The following is a 1137-nucleotide window of genomic DNA, read 5'->3' as shown; positions in this document are numbered from 1 at the left end:
GAAGTTTTATCCCTCTGTGGTTGGGACTATATCCTTGAAGCTATATTAAGTGCAACTTCATAGTAAATTGGTATAAGCTGATGGCATAATAGAAAGCAGATAAATTACCATAATCCAAAATCCAAGTTAGCATGACCCCAGAAGAACAACAGAAGCTCAAAATAAATCTCCAAGAAATAGCAGAGATCCTTTATAAGAATACCCCAGTAGACAATCTACAAAGCTTTGAATCCGTAGAACTGAGTGTGAGGGAACATTTAATTAAGAAAGTAGCACCAGAAATTAGCGGTGTTTTTTTCACTCGGCGGGGGGAAAAGGTTCGGGAAGAAAAAGAACCATAAAAAGTTGTGTAGGAGAAATAACTCTATCGAGCAAACAAGCCCAAAGGCTGGGAGTGAAGAAGGGAAGTCGCCTGAGTCCGAATCTGGAGAAATGTTGTTTATTATTAGTGGGAAATGAGTCTTTTGCCAATGCGGAGAGAGACCTCAAAATGTTGACAGGAATTTATGTACCCCACAGTACACAACATCGGCTATTAGAGCGTTACAAATTGCTGCCGCCTGAAACTACTGAGAAAGTAGAAGCATTGAGTATAGACGGAGGAAACGTCAGACTAAGAACTCATGAAGGAGAAGAAAGTGTTTGGAGGAATTATAAGGCAGTTAAGTTACATGGTCAAGTAGCAGCAGCCTTCTTTCAAAATAATGCAGATTTAGTGGCGTGGGTAAATAGCCAACTTCAAAGTGAAATAATAACTTGTTTGGGAGATGGTCATGATGGAGTGTGGAATCTTTTTAATCAAATTGGGACTACAGAGCAAAGAAGAGAGGTATTAGATTGGTATCATTTGAGAGAAAATCTACATAAAGTAGGGGGGTCACTCAAACGACTCAGAAGAGTCGAGAGCCAACTGTGGCAAGGGTCAACAGTAGAAGCTATAGCCGAATTTGTAGGAGTGAGAGCTAAAGAAAGTAAAAATTTCCAGAATTATCTCCGAAAACATCAGTCAAGAATCCCAGATTACCAGAATTATCAAAATCTGGCTATTGATATTGGTTCGGGAGCTGTAGAGTCTTTAATTAAACAGATTGGAGCAAGAATTAAGATTGTAGGTGCACAGTGGAACGAAAAAAATGT

The 1137-nt window shown here is 39.2% G+C and carries 1 protein-coding gene; it reads left to right on the top strand.

Annotated elements, in window-relative coordinates:
* Nucleotides 1-131: 131 nt before the first annotated feature.
* Nucleotides 132-1137 (top strand): ISKra4 family transposase gene (locus tag QUA13_RS32580; protein WP_333205243.1). Its coding sequence is split into 2 segments (ribosomal slippage), with 1007 coding nucleotides annotated over them: nt 132-291 and nt 291-1137; the frame shifts between segments, so codons are not numbered across the junction. This gene is flagged as partial in the annotation.

Source organism: Microcoleus sp. S28C3 (assembly GCF_036700785.1).
GTDB lineage: Bacteria > Cyanobacteriota > Cyanobacteriia > Cyanobacteriales > Microcoleaceae > Microcoleus > Microcoleus asticus.
This window is presented reverse-complemented; position numbering and strand designations above follow the sequence as displayed.